The organism is bacterium (assembly GCA_020444325.1).
Classification (GTDB): Bacteria; Bacteroidota; Ignavibacteria; order SZUA-365; family SZUA-365; genus BM516.
The window spans coordinates 104832-118487 of record JAHLLD010000011.1; the positions used below are offsets into that span (position 1 = coordinate 104832).

Genomic DNA, 13656 nt, shown 5'->3' on the forward strand with positions numbered 1-13656 from the left:
TCAGACATCTCATCTCGCTTACCAAATATCTCATCACGCTGAGGAGACAACGATGAAAAACGGGAAAGCGGCGCTTGCCGTGATTGTTGCGGGACTCTGGATCACGCTATCGGAGTTCGTGCGCAACGAGCTGCTGTTCAAATCATACTGGACCGAGCACTACGCATCGCTCGGCCTCACATGGCCCTCGGATCCGGTCAACGGCATGCTCTGGCTGGTGTGGAGCCTGGTGTTTGCCGGAGCATTGTTCTGGATATCAAGGAAGTTCTCCTTCTTCCAGACCTTCATGCTCGGATGGCTCGTGGGCTTCGTGCTCATGTGGCTGGTGATCGGCAACATGCAGGTGCTCCCCATGGGAATCCTGACCTACGCCATCCCCCTCAGTCTGCTTGAAGTACTCATCGCCGTACTGATACTCACGAAAATGGCTCCAGCACAGAAAGCGAAATGATCATCCTGCAGGCGCCGCAGCCGCTTCGCTCCGCACGCCTTTGATGAGCAGATACAGGCAGAGCGACAGTTCGGCGACGACAGCAGGAGGAGCAACAACCCATGCAAATACCTCCTCGAATTGCGGAAGCAGTATCGTCCCGAAGCTTTCCGCCAGGTACCCCAGCGCAGCGAGAGCCAGCAGATAGCCCAACCAGGCAGGGAAACGGTCGGACTTTACCAGAAGATATCCGAGCAGCAGGCAATGCACACCGAAGAACGCCCCCGCGATGAGATAACCGAAATGATGCGCGTCAAGAAACACCATGACCAGCGTCTGCAACTGGACTGCGTCGAAACTGCCGGCCGCCGTGGCGCTGCCCAGAAGCGGCAGAACGATCAGCTCGTTCAGCAGGTTCACCGCGGCAATGGCCGGATGCGCCAGCAGCCGCAGCGACGCTGCCACGAGGGCCAGCGAACGATGGACGGGACGCAGCAGGACGTAGAAGAGTACCGAAACCACCGCATCGCTGATGAAGGCAATCAGATCGGTAACGATGCCAAGGCGATAGAATGACAGCGCGCCTCCGATGTTCTCCACTGTAGCTGCGCCATCACCAGGAACAATCAATCCAGCCCGCATCGCACCCTCACTGAAACCGGCGAACACGATGATGATCAGGTACAGCACTCCCGCTGTACGGGCAAGCGATTTCGGTGACGCGTCGTGAAATTGACTGCTCATGATGCTCCTCGAATGGGGGATGACAGTTCAAAATCTACCACGGAACAGCTTTCATCGCAAGTCGGCGACACAACGAGATATTTTTATTTCGGAGGCGGGAATGCAGAACTTCCGGCCACCGTTTTGCGTTGTGCATATATGGGATAGGAAACGCCGTCGGCGGCATTTCCACCAGAGCCTTACAAACGCATCTCACTTTTTTCATATCATTACGAGGAATTACTCATGCAGCGTTTTGCATCAGCCCAGTGGCAGGGAGCACTTAAGGACGGCAAGGGAACCATGACAACAGGCAGCGGCGTCCTGACAGACATCGCCTATGATTTCGGCAAGCGTTTTGCCGACGAACCCGGTACCAATCCGGAAGAACTGATCGCCGCCGCGCATTCGGGCTGCTTCTCGATGGCACTCGCCAACATTCTCGACGGCGACGGCTTCCCGCCGCAAAGCGTTGAGACCAAGGCTACCATGGATTTTGAAAAGACCGATGCCGGTTTCACCATCACAAAAATTCATCTCGATACCGTGGTGAAGGCGGAAGGCCTGACTGAAGCCGCCCTGCAGGACTGTGCCGGCAAGGCCAAGGCCGGCTGCCCCGTCAGTCGCGCTCTGACCGCGGAGATCACCTTCACGGCCAAACTCGGCTGATTGATTTTCGGGTTGGACCATGCTGCACACGCGGCATGGTCCAACACTTTTTCCCCTCCCCTCCTCCCTTCCTTCTTCTCAATACTGGCATTTCTTTCTGTGCTTCCTTATGCTATGGGAAACCATGACATGACGCAGAGCGAGGCAGAAGCGATGAAGGAAGCGCACAAACTCGATAAAATCGCCATCACGGTAAAATCCCACCGTTTGCTCAAACAGCTTCTCCAGGAAAATCCCGTCCTGGAAGAAATCATGCGCAACTCGAAAAATGAGACGGAAGCGCTGGTGGGTGTGCAGCAATGGGTGCTGGAGGAGTTGCGTAAAAATCCCGATGCATACGCCTATTATTCGCAGGAGCACGCGGGACGCGAGCTGTTCGAACGGCTGCAGTGGAAAGACTACGCGGCGATTCGGCTGCTCGATTATATCGACAATGCGGGACGAGAATTCCCGGACCACAATCTCCGAGGAGAGATCGCGGTCAGTAATCCCATCAAACTGCTCTGGCTTGCGGTCAACAAGGGTACGGGCGGAGCCAAACCCTACTTCTTTGAGGACATGCTGCAGCTGTTCCGGCAGCTGACCGGTGCGACCACGGTGCATCCGCCCGACGATGAACAGGTACGGACGTGGATGGACCGCTATCCCACGGGAACGGACCCCCGCATCATCAAGCTGCGCGAGGAGAACCGCGAGCGCATCATCAACCTGCTGATCGACCTGATTGACAGCGGGGAGATGTCGAGCAACAAATACAAGTTCACCGAAGGGATGTCACGGGAACAGAAATTCCTTCAGATGCTGCGCTGGTGGAACGAGCATACCTTCCATCTACATTTCGCCGTCCGCTCTCCTGACCTGCTCAACCGCATGCTCGGAGAATCCCTCGACCCAGATACCATGAAAATCCTCCACGCCGCGGAGGAACAGGGCATTCCCTTTTTCGTCAACCCGTATTACCTCTCCCTTCTCCACGTGCGGGTGCCGTACTTCGCCATCGGCGCCGATCTCGCCATCCGGCACTATGTCGTGTACAGCCAGCAGCTGGTCGACGAGTTCGGGCATATCGTGGCATGGGAGAAGGAAGACAAAGTGCGTCCGGGTGAGCCCAACGCTGCGGGCTGGCTCCTGCCGTCGGAGAAGAATGTGCATCGCCGCTACCCCGAGGTCGCGATTCTGATTCCTGATACGGTGGGACGCGCATGCGGGGGACTCTGTTCATCCTGTCAGCGCATGTACGATTTCCAGAGCGGACATCTGAACTTCAATCTCGACCGTCTGCGTCCCGACGAAACCTGGTCCGAGCGCCTGAAGCGGCTGATGGACTATTTCGAAAACGACACGCAGCTGCGCGACATCCTGATTACCGGCGGCGATGCACTGATGAGCACCGACCGCTCTCTGGGGCACATCCTCGACAGCATTTACGATATGGCGCTGCGCAAGCGCGAAGCAAACAAGGAACGTCCCGACGGAGAAAAATACGCCGAGCTCCTGCGCGTACGCCTTGGCTCGCGCCTGCCTGCCTATCTCCCCCAGCGCATCACACCCGAGCTGACTGCAATGCTGGCAGCGTTTCGTGAGAAAGCCGCTGCCATTGGTGTGCGGCAGTTCGTCGTGCAGACCCACATCGAATCGCCCATGGAGATCACGCCGGAAACACGGGAGGCCGTCCGCCGATTGCTCGACGCCGGCTGGGTGGTCACGAATCAGCTGGTCTTTACCGCAGCCGCATCACGAAGGGGACACACCGCGCGACTGCGGGAAGCGCTCAACGATATCGGTGTGCTCACCTACTACACTTTCACGGTGAAGGGGTACATGGAAAACAATTTCAATTTCGCCCCGAATGCGCGTGCCGTGCAGGAGGAACTCGAGGAAAAACGCCTCGGTGTGATTCCGGAAACTTATCATGATCGCGTCCGCAGTTTCGCGGATGACGGCATGCATATGACGGAGAATATTGACGCCCTGCGGCGGGAAGCCGGACTCCCCTTCCTCGCAACGGATCGCAACGTGCTCAACCTCCCCGGTGTCGGAAAAAGTCTCACCTACCGCGTTATCGGCATTACACGGTATGGCCGCCGCATCCTGGCCTTCGACCACGACGCGACACGAAATCATAGTCCCATCATTCACAAAATGGGAAAAGTCATCATCATCGAATCGAAATCCATCAGCGAATACCTGCAGCAGCTGGCGGACATTGGTGAGGACAGGGACGAATACGCCGATTTGTTCGGATACTCCATCGGTGAAACGGAACCACGCATGAATATTTTCGAGTATCCGGAATTCGACTTCGCGATTTCCGAAGAGTACTCAAATCTGGAAGTGTAACGACTGCACCAACCCGGGAAATCAGAAAGGCCGGTCACACTGACCGGCCTTTTCATACACATCATGTACCGTAATGCTAACCGAGCTTCGCTCGCGCTTCATTGCGGATAACAGCATAATCCAGACTGTTGAAGTTCCAGTCTGCCACCTCTTTGTAGAGCTCCATCGCCCTGTCGGTATTCCCCAGTGCTTCCTCCGCTCTGGCGGTGAAGAATTTCACCTCGAACCAGTCCTGGTCAGACTTTCCAAGATAATCCAGTGCCTCCTGCGTATCGCCTTTCTGCAGGGCGATATAGCCTTTGAGTAGATAGGTCGCATCGAGTTTGTTCGGATTCTTGCTGCTGGCGAGATGCTCGGCTGCAGCATCGGCATGTGCCATCGCCTCATCATATTTTCCTTCCTTCGCGGCAATCCAACCCTGGAGAATTGAGAGTGACGATTCGACGCTGCTGCTGAAATCTTCAATGTCCACCGAAGATGTAATTTCCCGCTCAAGCCGGGCATGTTCAGCGAAGGCGTCGTGCGCAATGTCGAACGCGCCGGCTTCACATGCGAGTTTGACGCGATCTTCCAGGCATCGTGCCATCGCCTGTTTCTGCTGATCCTCATCCGGGATCATCGTCTGGAGATTCTGCATCACCGCAGCGTTCGCATTGAGTGCGGAAGGGAGGTCACCCGCGTACACGTACGTGTACACGCCGAAATTCGCTCCACTCGCCTTCATTCCCCCCTCGGCATGCTTCATCGCAGCCTGGAAATCCGCCCGCGCCTGATCGAAATCGCCGAGGAAGGTGTTGGCATGTCCCAGCTTGGCATAGGCAACAGGCTGATCCGGGTCCACCTCCACGGCTTTCTGATAGGCGTCCCGCGCCTTGGTAAGTTCCACCTGCGCGCGATAGACATCCCCGAGCAGAATATGGGAGTCCGCCTCGTTGGGAACCAGCTGCACGTACTTCTTCGCAGCTTTCTCTGCCGCTGAATAATCCGTGGGATCGTCAAACGTGTAGCTGTTTGCGAGTTGCCGGTAGGCACTCGCAAATTCGGGAAATTTTTCGGTGATGGACTGCAGTTTCTCCCGCCGCGCCTCCGTCTGCTTCATGCCCCCGAGCGCATAGGCAACTTCCATCGCGGCCCTGGGACTTTCCGGGTAGGCCTTTTCCAGTTCCTTCGCCTGTTCGAGTACCGCTTCCCTGTCATCCGAGACGAAATACGGGATCATCCCGATCATGAGCTTCTCACCGTTACTCGCGTTCGTCGAGTGTTCCTTGGCCAGATCCGTGAATTTTTTCCATTCCGCCGGAGTGCGCGCGACCCGGGCACGATAGAAATAGGCTATGGCGAGCGTCGGATCCGCTTCGATCGCTTTGTCCAGTAATTCACGGGCATCTTCAGTGCGGCCTACATCCAGAGCTGTTCTGCCCTGAATGAAATACGCATGTGCCTCGTCGGATTCGGTAGTGATGGGAATGCTGCCTTCGTCCGCAGCGTTCTGACCGCAGCCACCCACGAGCATCAGGAGCACCAGTGCGGCACCCATGCTGTAAGCAATACTATGTCGTTTCATAATTCGCTCCAGTAAAATGATGGTAACCCGCCCCGTCTTGCAGCGGCGTTCGGAGATCATGGTTGTAGTGTGATGGACAACAGGAAGATGGCACAAAGCGAATGGAATTTCAAATGACTATATGCTCTGCTTTTGCCGTTTTCTCTGCGCATTCCGAGTAATCCTTGCGCATTCCGAGTAATCCTTGCGCATTCCGAGTAATCCTTCTCATGCGGTCTGCCTGCGCTTCCGTATATTGAGGTACATGACCTCAACGAATGGGAATCGCATGCATATCCTCCCCTCGCTCCTCAGTATTGTCGCATTCATCAGCTTCGTCGGTTGCGGACAGCAGGAAGCTCCCGCAGTGCAGGAACCCGCGTTCAGCGACATCACACCGGAAATCAGTGCCCTTCTGCAGCGCTGCGACGTGACGCTCGATGCGATCGGCGATATACGTTACAATGTGCTGCACAGCTTCAAATCGACCACGAGCAAAGACACGACGCACAATATCTACACGGTGCTGCTCCGGCGGGATACGGAAAATCCGTACGGCTACAAGTTGTTTGCACGCAATGCCGGAGGATACCACATCCTTTATGACGGCGTTCGAGTGTATTCAGGCGATCCTTCGACGAAGAAAATGACCGTGCGGGATTCTTCTGATGCACCCGTGCAGTGGTTGGACCGCAGCTTCGCAAGCCGCGTCCGTATCGGTATGCTGAACGGGTCACGACTGACGAAGCGAATTCGTCAGAGTGGAACGATTGAGGGCATGAGACTGGAGGATACGAAATGGGAGAATGCTCCAGCGAAACGCCTCCTGCTCAAGGTTGGCAGCAAGCCTCCCGTTACCGGGGGTGAAGTCGAGCTGATTTTCCGCAACAGCGATGCAATGCCTGTTTCAATCCACGAAGAACTCCATTTCCTCATCGATGGAAAAGAACAAATGCAGTTTACGTCTGCAGCATTCGTGGAAATTGACAGGGAGCCGGCGTTTCCGGAGGGACAGTTCACACGCCAGGCACTGCCGGAAACTGTGGAGTTGGAGTCCCCGTAATCGCGTGGATGCTGTGTGTCAGGACTTCCGCTGAAACCGCCTGAACATGCTCCAGATCAGCCAGCCCAGGTAGAGGAAATAGCCGATAAGAACAGGCCAGAACAACGGACTGAGCCGGGGTGAGGGAAGCAGGTTGGCTTCAAAGGTATCGAACATCATGAGTAACATGAAAAGCAGTGTTGCATTCCCCATGCGCATCATGCTGTTGTGGAGATAGGCAATACTTTCCGCCCTGCGTTCGGGGGCGAGCCAGTATTTCTTTCGCGGAAGATTGATCATGCTGTCTGGCAGCACCTTCATCAGCCAGGCACTCCCGGCAAACGTTCCGGCAAGGAAGAGGAACAGGAAGCCGTACAGGACCATGAAGCCATCGCGTGACATCCAGCCGTTTGCCTCCCCCTCACTGCCGAAATGTGAGGCGACTTCCTCAGGCAGGCTGGGGTAGTACCAGATACCGAGCATGGCTGCCAGGATAAGCAATATGACCATGGTTCTCATGGCCGCAATCTACGCAAGCATTGTTGATTTTCCATTCCCCCCCCCCGTTCCGGAGCATTGTCTCTTTACCGAAGCACGACGCATTGCCGCGATTGCACACCCTGTGGCGTGTGCAGCCGGATCATGTAGCTGCCCGCCGGAAGGCCGGTGGCATTCCATGCCGCTGTATGCGCACCTGCATCCTGCATGCCCTCGGTGATATCGGCAACCTTGCGCCCCTGCAGTGAATAAACGGAGAGACGCACGTACATGCGCTCAGGCAGGTCAAAACTGATATTCGTGCCGCGGGAGACGGGGTTCGGGTAGTTCTGATGCAGCACGGGCGTGCGGACATGCGCCGCACCGTCATACGAGACTGAGGTGACTTCGGTACTGACATTGATGTCATCGATGTGCAGCAGGTATGTCGGTGTACTTGTATCCCATATGTAGGCACCGATGGCACCTTTGAGAATGCTGAAATCATTGACCGGACAACCAGGCAGTTCCTGTCCGTCGAACCAGAAGGTGAAGCTGTGGTTCTGACAGAGCACCGCCATGAGATGCCAGCCGCTTTCCTGTGGAATTCCGCCCGGAATATCATCCGCTTCCCAGTCGCGGATCACCGTCGGCATGCCGGGGTTATCCGGGGGACGCACTCTGAAGCGCAGCCGTTCACTGACCATGCCGCCGGGACGAAATCGCGCGACGAACTGGTAGCCGGACGAGAGTCCCGCCGTATCAACACGAAATTCGAGTCCGTAATACACGGCCTCATCCACGGGAATGTAGACATGGGCTTCGTAGTAATAATTCGCCATTTCCGGATCGCCGGAATGGCTCTCCCCTACATTGCCACCGGAGAAGTGATTTCCCAGACTCCCCACCCAGCCGTCTCCGCTCGGATTTCCCGGCCAGTTGGCCACTTCCATCGTGTTCCCGTTGAATCCGGCGAACCAGGCATTGTCTGCCGTCCCACCGGTAAACTCCTCCTGGTAGAGCACGCCCTGTGCGCTCAGCATGCAGGGAATAAATACAAGAAGCAGAGTCAGTGACCGTGTGCTCATTGGGGCCTCTTTAGAAATCTTCGTCCTCGTCTTCATCCCCGTCATCGTCCATGGTGTTGTTCACCTTGAAGTCGGGGTTGATATAGCTCAGAATTTCTGCAACGCGTCCGGCCTCCTGTTCGTCCCCCTGCTGCTGATATGCGAGATAGAGATTGCGCCACATGCGCTCTATGATATCACGCGTCGCCACCGGAGCGAGCATCTCTGGTGTCAGCCTGATACCGCTTGAGCTCAGCATGAGCCGGCACTGATCACGCGTGATGATGATACCGCTGTTGAAGGCGTCGACAAAGAACATGCGTGAACCATCGTCATACTGTACGAGAAAATGCATGGGCATGCCGATGCCGTGCAGTGAAATCCCCAGCCGCCGCCCCAGCGTCAGCAGCAGAATGGACAGCGTGATGGGAATGCCTTTGCGGTAATCGATGACCTTGTTGATGAAGCTGTTGTTGGGATTGTAATAATCTTCCCTGTTCCCGATAAATCCGAGGTCACTGAACAGGTAGCTGCGCAGCTTCATGAAGGTCTCGAGAGGTGTGGCGCGCGTTCCCGCGAGCACACGAATGTCAGCCGCCATGTCGTCGAGACGGCGCTGATACGTCGTTGTGCTGATTTCAGGAAAGCCATAGCGGGCGAGGATGAAGGCCCCCTCTTCGAGATCCACGGGTTCGTCAGGACCCGAAAACTCCCGTTCCAGGCGGCGAAGGGCCATACTGCGGCGGATCTCGTCTACGAGATCTCTCACCACCTCCTGATGCATATTCCCATGCGCTTCTGTCAACTCACGGAGACCGGCGACGGATTCTTCTCCCAGGGCGAGGATCCGGTCCCGAACAGCTTGCTGAACAGAGGCCTGCGGATCATCGAGAAGGGAATAGAGCGCATACAATTCGCGCGTGGGAGTCATTTTTCGAGATACCTCTCCGTAAGTTTTCTCTTGAGATAATTAAAAGCTTCTTTGGGAGTATTGCAAGTCTTGAAAAGTCTAAGGTCTGCGCGGCTGATCACGTGCATATCGGCAAGCGCTTCGAAATCGATAATTTTATTCCAGAAGTCGCCTCCGTAGAGCACGATGAACACTTTTTTCCGCAGTTTCTCGGTCTGCACCAGTGTCAGCACTTCCATGAGCTCATCCATGGTGCCAAAACCACCCGGGAACACCACGATGGCCTTGCTCGGGTACACGAACCAGAACTTGCGCATAAAGAAATAGTGAAATTCAAAGTTGAGTTCGGGCGGGATGTATGGATTGGAAAACTGCTCGAACGGCAGACTGATGTTGAGTCCGATGGATTTCGCACCCGCGGCATGCGCGCCACGATTCGCGGCTTCCATGATGCCGGGGCCTCCACCGGAACAGATGACGAAGCGCTGCTTCTTCAGCGTCAGCGACCATTCGGAAAGCAGACGCGCCAGTTCGACGGCATCTTCGTAATAGCGTGAAGTTTCTACCTCGCGCTCGGCTTTCTGCAGCTGCTCGAGCAGCGATTTCGGTGTTTCCGTGCGGCTCGAGCGATGGATGGCGTCCAGAACCTCCTGCTTCTCGCGCAGTGCGTCCTCACGCGATTTCAGGCGGGCGGATCCGAAGAACACGATGGTATCCTGCACCTTGTTGCGCCGCAGCCTGCGGAGAGGCTCGAGGTACTCCGAGAGCAGGCGTATGGTGCGTGCGTCGGGACTGGTGAGGAATTCGAGATCCTTGTACGCCTTGGTCGGTTCGCTGTGATTGCTCATGTATTACCGCTGCTTGATGATGGTTGTTTTGCTCAAACGGCCACACTGCCCCCGGTGACGGGAAGCACATGTCCGGTGATATAGGCTGTCCCCTCCGCGAGAAACAGGACGGCATCCGCCAGATCTTTCGGCGTTCCGTATCGCTGCATGGGGAAACGGGACGCAGGGATGTGATCGATCACTTCTTCGCCGGGGACGATGATGATTCCCGGTGCCACGGCGTTGACGCGCACCGCGGGAGCGAGCGCTTTGGCCATGCCCCTCGTCAGCATGATGACACCTGCCTTGGAGACATTGTACGGGATATGGCTGTTCCAGGGCTCATAGCCCCCTGCACTGGCAATGTTTACCACACAGCCCCCCGCCTCACGCAGCAGTCCGATGCAGGACTGCGTCATGAAAAAGTAACTGCGGCAGTTGACATTCTGTGTTTCATCCCAGAGCTCAGGTGTCACATCGTCGAAATTCGCCGTCGGAAAAATCCCGGCGTTGTTCACGAGCAGATCGAGCTTCGGAGTGAAAGAAGCAATCTCCCTGCCGATGCGACGAATTTCCTCCACGTTCTGCAGATCCCCCTGAACTGTGAACACGGTATGTCCCTCAGCACGCAGGGTATCCGCCGTTTCCTCCATCCCCGCAATCGAGGCATTGGCATGCAGTATCACATCGTACCCCTTCCCCGCCAGCGCGAAGGCGAGCTGCCGGCCAAGCCGCCTGCCCGATCCCGTGATGAATGCGATACGTGAAGAGGATGCCATCGTTGCGCTCTCAGCGTGATACATCTCTGTAGGGTAAAAAATACAGCAAATGCACACCGTACCCAATACGGCAAGACAGGATTAATGCAATTGTAATTCGGGTCAGGATTCGACGATAAATGTGCTGCCGTTCCCTTCCGCGGACGAATTCAGACTGTTGCCGCCATCAGCAAAAGCATGCCGCAGCAATGCGATTCCCCGCCAAGTGTTGCTTCGCGGATCAAGAACGAATGTCGTAAGAAAACCGGCGTTCTTTCCGTCACTGTAGAGCGTGTCCCCCACCGAAACCGCGGGGTCGCTTTCTCCGCTGTACGCGATGCTGCAGGGTTTGCGCTGTACCTTGTCGTAACTGTCCAACCTCGCGATGACCTCCTGCCCGATATAGCAGCCCTTTTCGAAATCCACCGCCTGCGCTGCTCCCGACTCGAGAGGGTTCGCGAGAAGGGACAGCTCATGTCCCACGGCCGGAACGAGGTTGTCGACGCGCCAGAGCGTGAATGCCGTGTCACCGATCACAGGTATCCCCATGGCATCTGTAAGCAGGCGCTCGGCATCTGTAAGCAGGCGCTCGGCGTCTGCGGCGGATGCAGGGTCACAGAGAATGCGGATGCAGCCCCCGCTGACGCTGGAAATATGCAGAAACTGCATATTTGTGTTTCCCAGGGACTGTTCTGCATGCGAACCCTGCGCAGGAAGATGGACACTGCCCAGTGCGTCTGCATCTCCGCATTGATAGACGGTGTACTGCAGAAGGGAGCTGCTCACATCTTCATACGTGCAGTCTTCCATGATGGTGTATTTCTCGAGCCAGGTGATGACTTCCTTCGCACGTCCTTCCGACAGCAGGAGAAGGACGTCAGCTCCCTGAACAACGACGAGCGCGGCATCGATCACCCGGCCTTTCTCATTCGTCAGCAGTGTTTCCCGAACCTGTCCCGCCTGCAGATCACCCACCGGCATCGTTGTCAGCCTGTGCAGCAGGTCAAGCGTGTCATTCCCCGTGATACGCACAGCCCCGCGGCCATGCTCTTTACAAAGAAAGGCGCCGGAACCGGTCGCCTTTACTTCGTCATGAATGCGTACAGCAGTGTCATGCGTACTCATGCCTGTTCCTTTTCCATCGCTTTGACAAAACCCGGAGCGGCCACGCCTGCATCGATCTGCAGTCCGCCGACCAGCTCCTGTATGTCCTCAACACCCTGCTCCCTGCAGAATGTTTCCATGCCGTGGATGATTTTCACCGCGGCATCGGGATCACGGAAGCTTGCAGTACCAACCTGTATGGCGGAGGCCCCGACCAGAAGGAACTCGATGGCGTCCTGCCAGGTGGTAATTCCTCCGATGCCGATGATGGGGATTTTCACCGCACTGTACACCTGAAACACCTTGGCGAGCGCTACGGGTTTAATGGCGGGACCACTGAGTCCGCCGGTAATCGTCGACAGTACGGGACGACGCGTCCGTATGTTCACGGCCATGCCGACCAGCGTATTGATAAGCGACACCGCATCCGCGCCTTCAGCCTCACAGGCCTTCGCAAAATCCGCGATATGCGTCACATTTGGCGTGAGCTTGATAATCAATGTGCGTTTCGTGCGCTTGCGAAGCTCCCGGGTGATCGTCTCGGTCATGTCGCAGCGGGTGCCGAAATTGAGTCCACCCTCTTTCACATTGGGGCACGAAACATTGATCTCGTAGGCCTCGATTCCGTCCTCATCCTCGAGCCGTTCCAGGATATCGATGTATTCGTCCGTACTGCTGGCGGCGATGTTGACGATGATTGACGTGTCGAGTTTGCGAAGGAAAGGCAGTTTGTCGGCGATGAAGGCGTCGATACCCACATTGGCGAGTCCGATGGAGTTCAGCATGCCCGCGGGCGTTTCCGCGATGCGCGTCGGAGCGTTGCCCTGCCGGGGCAGCCAGCTGACGGATTTCGTCACGATGCCGCCGAGTGCATTCACATCGGTGTAGGGCGCAGCTTCATTGCCATAGCCGAAGGTCCCGGAAGCGACGAGGACCCGGTTCTTCAGATGCATGCTGCCGAGGGAGTATGAGGTATTCATGCGTGATGATGCTCGTGGAATATGATATCGTTGGAATCGAAACATGGTCCGTCAGTGCAGACAAGCGAATACTTTCGTTCGCCTTCATGCTTTTCTATCGGACAACCCTGGCAGATGCCGATGCCGCAAGCCATTTCAGACTCCAGGGACAGTTCGCAGGGCAGCTGCTTCTCACGTGCATATTCCTGCGTCGCCTTCAGCATGGGATTGGGACCGCAGGCGAAAATCATCGGCCGATCGATCTCGTGCGCTGAGAGATACTCGTCAAGACATGCGATGACGGTACCGTGATGGCCCTCGCTCCCGTCATCGGTCGCGACCTCGAGATTGGTGAGTCCGTCACGAACGACGCGCGCCGTCGTACGGGCTCCGAGAAATGTGATGACGGGGATTTCCCGCCGCTGCAGCTCAGCCGTCAGATACGGAAATGGCGCGACACCAATGCCGCCAGCCACAATAATCGCGGTTCCGAAGTCTTTTTCGTATCCGAAGGTGTTGCCAAGGGGACCGACGACGCCGATATGATCACCCACGCGTTTTTGCGCAAGAATGTGCGTGCCCTTTCCGAGCAGCGAAAACAGAATTTCACATTCTTCACCTTCAACGCGGGAAATGCTGTAGGGACGGCGCAGCAGTGGCTCCACCGCTTCGCTTGTAAGGATGTTCATGAACTGACCGGGCTTGAGCCGGGCGGCCAGTTCCGGACTGTGGAAGCGCAGGGCATAGGTTTCTTCGGCTACCTGTGCGATCGATGTCACTTCCAGGTCGGCATTGATCAGGGACATG

14 protein-coding genes are annotated in these 13656 nt (G+C 56.3%); 4 read left to right on the forward strand and 10 right to left on the reverse strand.

The window, feature by feature from the left end:
- The first annotated feature begins 52 nt into the window (after window positions 1-52).
- Window positions 53-451 carry a hypothetical protein gene (locus KQI65_13960; GenBank protein ID MCB2205845.1) on the forward strand — a complete coding sequence of 133 codons (399 nt, stop codon included), beginning with the start codon at window positions 53-55 and terminating at the stop codon, window positions 449-451.
- On the opposite strand, the gene KQI65_13965 is transcribed toward KQI65_13960, so the two are convergent.
- The gene (locus KQI65_13965; GenBank protein MCB2205846.1) at window positions 452-1174 is read right to left on the reverse strand and encodes a DUF4386 domain-containing protein; all 723 of its coding nucleotides are present in this window, start codon (window positions 1172-1174) and stop codon (window positions 452-454) included. It lies immediately after the preceding gene.
- Window positions 1175-1399: 225 nt separating this feature from the next.
- Between KQI65_13965 and KQI65_13970 the strand changes: the two genes are divergently transcribed.
- A complete protein-coding gene (locus KQI65_13970) occupies window positions 1400-1822 on the forward strand; it encodes an OsmC family protein (protein MCB2205847.1) in 423 nt (140 codons plus the stop codon).
- 153 nt (window positions 1823-1975) lie between these two features.
- Window positions 1976-4162: a KamA family protein gene (locus KQI65_13975; GenBank protein MCB2205848.1), complete on the forward strand. Its 2187-nt coding sequence runs from the start codon at window positions 1976-1978 to the stop codon at window positions 4160-4162.
- 76 nt (window positions 4163-4238) lie between these two features.
- Here the strand turns inward: KQI65_13975 and KQI65_13980 are convergent, their stop codons facing one another.
- Window positions 4239-5726 carry a tetratricopeptide repeat protein gene (locus KQI65_13980; protein ID MCB2205849.1) on the reverse strand — a complete coding sequence of 496 codons (1488 nt, stop codon included), beginning with the start codon at window positions 5724-5726 and terminating at the stop codon, window positions 4239-4241.
- Window positions 5727-5970: 244 nt separating this feature from the next.
- Between KQI65_13980 and KQI65_13985 the strand changes: the two genes are divergently transcribed.
- On the forward strand, window positions 5971-6768 hold the full coding sequence (locus KQI65_13985) for a hypothetical protein (GenBank protein MCB2205850.1): 798 nt from the start codon (window positions 5971-5973) through the stop codon (window positions 6766-6768).
- Between the two features lie 18 nt (window positions 6769-6786).
- Here KQI65_13985 and KQI65_13990 read toward each other — a convergent pair whose 3' ends face one another.
- The 8 genes from KQI65_13990 to KQI65_14025 form a co-directional block, all read right to left on the reverse strand.
- Window positions 6787-7266, reverse strand: a complete 480-nt coding sequence (locus KQI65_13990; GenBank protein MCB2205851.1) for a DUF1648 domain-containing protein — start codon at window positions 7264-7266, stop codon at window positions 6787-6789.
- A 65-nt stretch (window positions 7267-7331) separates the two neighbouring features.
- Window positions 7332-8312: a T9SS type A sorting domain-containing protein gene (locus KQI65_13995; protein ID MCB2205852.1), complete on the reverse strand. Its 981-nt coding sequence runs from the start codon at window positions 8310-8312 to the stop codon at window positions 7332-7334.
- 10 nt (window positions 8313-8322) lie between these two features.
- The gene (locus KQI65_14000; GenBank protein ID MCB2205853.1) at window positions 8323-9222 is read right to left on the reverse strand and encodes a transglutaminase-like domain-containing protein; all 900 of its coding nucleotides are present in this window, start codon (window positions 9220-9222) and stop codon (window positions 8323-8325) included.
- Complete coding sequence (locus KQI65_14005) at window positions 9219-10049, reverse strand: LOG family protein (protein ID MCB2205854.1); 831 nt, start codon at window positions 10047-10049, stop codon at window positions 9219-9221. Before KQI65_14005 ends, KQI65_14000 begins: the two co-directional genes overlap by 4 nt.
- Before the next feature lie 32 nt (window positions 10050-10081).
- Window positions 10082-10807, reverse strand: coding sequence for an SDR family oxidoreductase (locus tag KQI65_14010; protein ID MCB2205855.1), 726 nt, complete (start codon window positions 10805-10807; stop codon window positions 10082-10084).
- 102 nt (window positions 10808-10909) lie between these two features.
- The gene (locus KQI65_14015; GenBank protein ID MCB2205856.1) at window positions 10910-11911 is read right to left on the reverse strand and encodes a hypothetical protein; all 1002 of its coding nucleotides are present in this window, start codon (window positions 11909-11911) and stop codon (window positions 10910-10912) included.
- Window positions 11908-12870, reverse strand: coding sequence for a dihydroorotate dehydrogenase (locus KQI65_14020; protein ID MCB2205857.1), 963 nt, complete (start codon window positions 12868-12870; stop codon window positions 11908-11910). Before KQI65_14020 ends, KQI65_14015 begins: the two co-directional genes overlap by 4 nt.
- Window positions 12867-13655, reverse strand: a complete 789-nt coding sequence (locus KQI65_14025) for a dihydroorotate dehydrogenase electron transfer subunit (GenBank protein ID MCB2205858.1) — start codon at window positions 13653-13655, stop codon at window positions 12867-12869. Before KQI65_14025 ends, KQI65_14020 begins: the two co-directional genes overlap by 4 nt.
- Between the last annotated feature and the right edge of the window lies 1 nt (window position 13656).

Excerpts from the sequence above, each read along its gene's own strand:
- KQI65_13960 (MCB2205845.1), top strand. The coding sequence starts at position 53 with ATGAAAAACGGGAAAGCGGCGCTTGCCGTGATTGTTGCGGGACTCTGG.
- KQI65_13965 (MCB2205846.1), bottom strand. The coding sequence starts at position 1,174 with ATGAGCAGTCAATTTCACGACGCGTCACCGAAATCGCTTGCCCGTACA.
- KQI65_13970 (MCB2205847.1), top strand. The coding sequence starts at position 1,400 with ATGCAGCGTTTTGCATCAGCCCAGTGGCAGGGAGCACTTAAGGACGGC.
- KQI65_13975 (MCB2205848.1), top strand. The coding sequence starts at position 1,976 with ATGAAGGAAGCGCACAAACTCGATAAAATCGCCATCACGGTAAAATCC.
- KQI65_13980 (MCB2205849.1), bottom strand. The coding sequence starts at position 5,726 with ATGAAACGACATAGTATTGCTTACAGCATGGGTGCCGCACTGGTGCTC.
- KQI65_13985 (MCB2205850.1), top strand. The coding sequence starts at position 5,971 with ATGACCTCAACGAATGGGAATCGCATGCATATCCTCCCCTCGCTCCTC.
- KQI65_13990 (MCB2205851.1), bottom strand. The coding sequence starts at position 7,266 with ATGAGAACCATGGTCATATTGCTTATCCTGGCAGCCATGCTCGGTATC.
- KQI65_13995 (MCB2205852.1), bottom strand. The coding sequence starts at position 8,312 with ATGAGCACACGGTCACTGACTCTGCTTCTTGTATTTATTCCCTGCATG.
- KQI65_14000 (MCB2205853.1), bottom strand. The coding sequence starts at position 9,222 with ATGACTCCCACGCGCGAATTGTATGCGCTCTATTCCCTTCTCGATGAT.
- KQI65_14005 (MCB2205854.1), bottom strand. The coding sequence starts at position 10,049 with ATGAGCAATCACAGCGAACCGACCAAGGCGTACAAGGATCTCGAATTC.
- KQI65_14010 (MCB2205855.1), bottom strand. The coding sequence starts at position 10,807 with ATGGCATCCTCTTCACGTATCGCATTCATCACGGGATCGGGCAGGCGG.
- KQI65_14015 (MCB2205856.1), bottom strand. The coding sequence starts at position 11,911 with ATGAGTACGCATGACACTGCTGTACGCATTCATGACGAAGTAAAGGCG.
- KQI65_14020 (MCB2205857.1), bottom strand. The coding sequence starts at position 12,870 with ATGAATACCTCATACTCCCTCGGCAGCATGCATCTGAAGAACCGGGTC.
- KQI65_14025 (MCB2205858.1), bottom strand. The coding sequence starts at position 13,655 with ATGTCCCTGATCAATGCCGACCTGGAAGTGACATCGATCGCACAGGTA.